This is a genomic window from Actinospica durhamensis (genome assembly GCF_018139695.1).
Taxonomy (GTDB): Bacteria; Actinomycetota; Actinomycetes; order Streptomycetales; family Catenulisporaceae; genus Actinospica; species Actinospica durhamensis.
This window is the reverse complement of the sequence record NZ_JAGSOG010000471.1, coordinates 1-3148: the sequence shown is the minus strand read 5'-3', so window position 1 is coordinate 3148 and position 3148 is coordinate 1. Positions and strand designations below refer to the sequence as shown.

Here is a 3148-nt window from a genome sequence, read left to right as displayed (position 1 = left end):
GAGTACGAGCGGCTTCGCGCGTCCGGGGTGCGGCGGCGGGAGGCTGCGGCGCAGGCCGGGGTGCACGAGCGCACGGCTCAGGACTGGGACCGCGGGATCCGGAAGATCGGCAACGCGCGCCTGCACCCCGATGGGCGCAGGTTCGACTACACAACGGGCATGACCAGTACCGTTGCCCTCGCGTCAGGGCCCTCCATCGCGGCGGTCGAGGCCGCGCTGCACCCACGGTTCCTCACGGTGGCCGAGCGGGAGTTGATCGCCGACATGCGACGCGAGGGCCGGTCGCTGCGGGCGATCGGACGTGCGCTGGGTCGGCCGGCGTCCACCGTCAAGCGCGAGATCGACACCCGTGCGCTCGACGGCGTCTACCAGCCGCACCAGGCCCAGCGGGCGTGGGCGGCAAGTCGCTCGCGCCCGAAGGACTCCAAGCTCGCCCGCACCGGTTCGCTGCGCGAGTACGTCGTGGGCAGGCTGCGGGAGCGGTGGTCGCCCGAGCAGATCTGTCACGCTCTGCTCATCGAGTTCCCCGACGACGAGAGTATGCGGGTGAGTCCGGAGACGATCTACCAGGCGATCTACGTCCAGGCCCGTGGCGGTCTGCGCCGCGAGGTCGCGCTCGCGCTGCGCACCGGGCGCACCCGCCGCAAGCCGCACCGCGACCTGCAGCAGCGCACCCGCCGGTTCGTCGAGGAGATGCTGATGATCTCCGAGCGTCCCGCCGAGGTCGAGGACAGGGCGGTGCCCGGCCACTGGGAAGGCGATCTGATCGTCGGCCCCCGCAGCGAGAGCGCGATCGTGACCCTGGTCGAGCGCTCCACCCGCTACGTCATGCTCGGGCACCTGCCCGGGGGGCACACCGCCGAGGAGGTCCGCGACGTGCTGGTGCCCTTGGTCCAAACCCTGCCCGGGCACCTACGCGGCTCGCTGACCTGGGACCAGGGATGCGAGATGGCCGCACACAGACAGTTCACCGTGGCCACGGGAGTGCCGGTCTACTTCTGCGATCCGCACTCACCCTGGCAGCGCGGATCGAACGAGAACACCAACGGCCTGCTGCGCCAGTACTTCCCCAAGAGCACCGACCTGTCCGTACACAGCCCCGAAGACCTCGAACACGTCGCCCAACAACTCAACGCCCGACCACGCAAAACGCTCGGCTGGAAAACCCCAGCCGAGCGCCTGCGTGATCTACTGACAACCACGTAGGCCATCAGGTGTTGCGAGGACCCCGAGAATCCGCCATTCCGCGGGGCCGTCGTGTCTCGGCTTCAGATCACCGGGCGGCGTAGTCGTTGATCGCGGACAGGGCGGTGTCCGAGTAGTTGAACATCGCCTGGTTCTCCCACGCGTCCAGCGAGGTCGAGTCGGTCGGGTCCCAGCCGTTGCCGGAGACCACGGTCCAGGTCGGCTCCCAGTAGAACGCGCCGAGTCCGAGCCCGCCGGGCACGGCCTGCACGATCGAGAGCACGTCCCGGAAGTTCGCCATCTGGCCGTAGGCGCTCGCCGCGTATCCGGGGTCGAGCTCGCTGGAGGTGTCGAAGGACGGGGTGAGCGAGTCGCCGGAGGTCATCGTCCACGGGTAGGCGGTCTCGGCCACCGCGACCTGCTTGCCGTACTTGGCGGCCAGGCCGTCCAGGTCCGTCTGCAGCACGTCGAGGCGACCGTGCCAGTAGTCGTAGTAGGACAGGCCGATCACGTCGAACGAGACCCCGTAGTTGATCGCGTTGGTGTACCAGGTCTCGAGCGTGGCCAGGTCGTCCGAGCTGGACAGGTGCAGCATGATCTTGGTGGAGGAGTCGGCCGCCTTGACGCCGGCGATGCCCTCCTTGAGCAGCGCGGCCAGCTGCGACCAGTTCGAGGTCGAGCCGTCGGTCCAGAGCATGCCGGCGTTGATCTCGTTGCCGATCTGCACCATCGCGGGCGGCGTACCCTGCGCCACCAGGTCGGCGACGACCTGCTTGGAGTAGGTGTAGACCTGCGTCTCCAGGGCGCTGAGGCTCTCCGAGGACCACGCCGCCGGAACCGCCTGGTGTCCGGGGTCGGCCCAGGTGTCGGAGTAGTGGAAGTCGAGCAGGATCTGCTGGCCGTAGGTGCTGTAGGCCTGCTTGGCCATGGCCAGCAGCTGCGCCTCGTCGTCGAACCCGTCCTCGGGGTTGACCCACACGCGCAGCCGGACGTAGTTCATGCCCGCGCCGGACAGGATCTGCAGGGCGTTCTCCTTGGTGCCGGAGCTGGTGTAGTACACCCCGCCGTCCTGCTGGCCCCGGTCCAGGCTGGAGACGTCGCCGCCGCGGATCGCGAGCGGAGCGGACCCGGCGGCGAAGGTGACGTCGTCGTAGTTGGTCCACACGCCGGCGGCGCTGGAGGAGTAGAGGTTGATCGTGCACTGGTTGTTCGTCACGTCGATGTAGTCGACGATCTGCAGCCAGTTGCCGTCCGAGTCGACCGGCACGTACGTGGTCTTGGTGGAGCTGCCGCAGCCGGAGAGCGAGATGTAGTTGTTCCCGCCGCTGTCGTTCGAGCGCACCCACAGCCCGAGGGTGTAGTACCCGTCGGTGATGTTGGTAATGGTCTGATACGTGTCCACGGTGTAGGCGGACGCGGACCAGTGGCTGAGCTCGTAGGACCCGGAGTGGCCGCCCGACTCGGTGTACGAGGCGGCGGTGGTCCCGGAGGCGGTCCAGCCGGTCGGGGTGGCGGTGCCGGTGCCGTTGGACTCGAAGCCGGGGTTGGTGACCGTCGGCGTCGTGGTGGTGGCGAAGGCCGGGGTGGCCGCGCCGACGGCGGCGGAGGAGGCGACCAGCAGCGCGGCGAAGACCCGCAGCGTCCGACGGGCGGCGAGGCGGGACAGGCGGGAGCTGGGACGACGGGAGCAGTGGGGAGCGCTCCCAGAATTTACGCCGGATATCGGCGTGGAGGGCGGATGCGGGCGACGCGTCATTGCGGCTCCTGGGCATGGGTTGAGGGTAGTGAGCGCTCGACGGGACGGCGTTGTGGCAGTTTCAGCGCCGTCGGGTTGGGAGCGCTCACACCATGGGGCAGGAACGTTGTAGCACGCCTGCGCACGCTTGTCGACGCCCCGTCCGGTCCGCGCCCGGTCCCCGCATCCGTCCCCTGAGTCGCCACCCGGCTCCGCCGCCCCCGCGCC

General features: G+C 69.3%; 2 protein-coding genes. One reads left to right on the top strand and one right to left on the bottom strand.

Annotated elements, in window-relative coordinates; translation table 11 throughout:
• The first annotated feature begins 27 nt into the window (after positions 1–27).
• Positions 28–1206, top strand: a complete 1179-nt coding sequence (locus tag KDL01_RS40005; RefSeq protein WP_212533943.1) for an IS30 family transposase — start codon at positions 28–30, stop codon at positions 1204–1206.
• A gap of 67 nt (positions 1207–1273) precedes the next feature.
• On the opposite strand, the gene KDL01_RS40000 is transcribed toward KDL01_RS40005, so the two are convergent.
• Positions 1274–2941, bottom strand: a complete 1668-nt coding sequence (locus KDL01_RS40000; protein ID WP_212533942.1) for a glycoside hydrolase family 53 protein — start codon at positions 2939–2941, stop codon at positions 1274–1276.
• Positions 2942–3148 lie beyond the last annotated feature (207 nt).

Bases quoted from the DNA above. Each gene is read 5' to 3' on its own strand.
- KDL01_RS40000 (WP_212533942.1), bottom strand. From the start codon at position 2,941: ATGACGCGTCGCCCGCATCCGCCCTCCACGCCGATATCCGGCGTAAAT.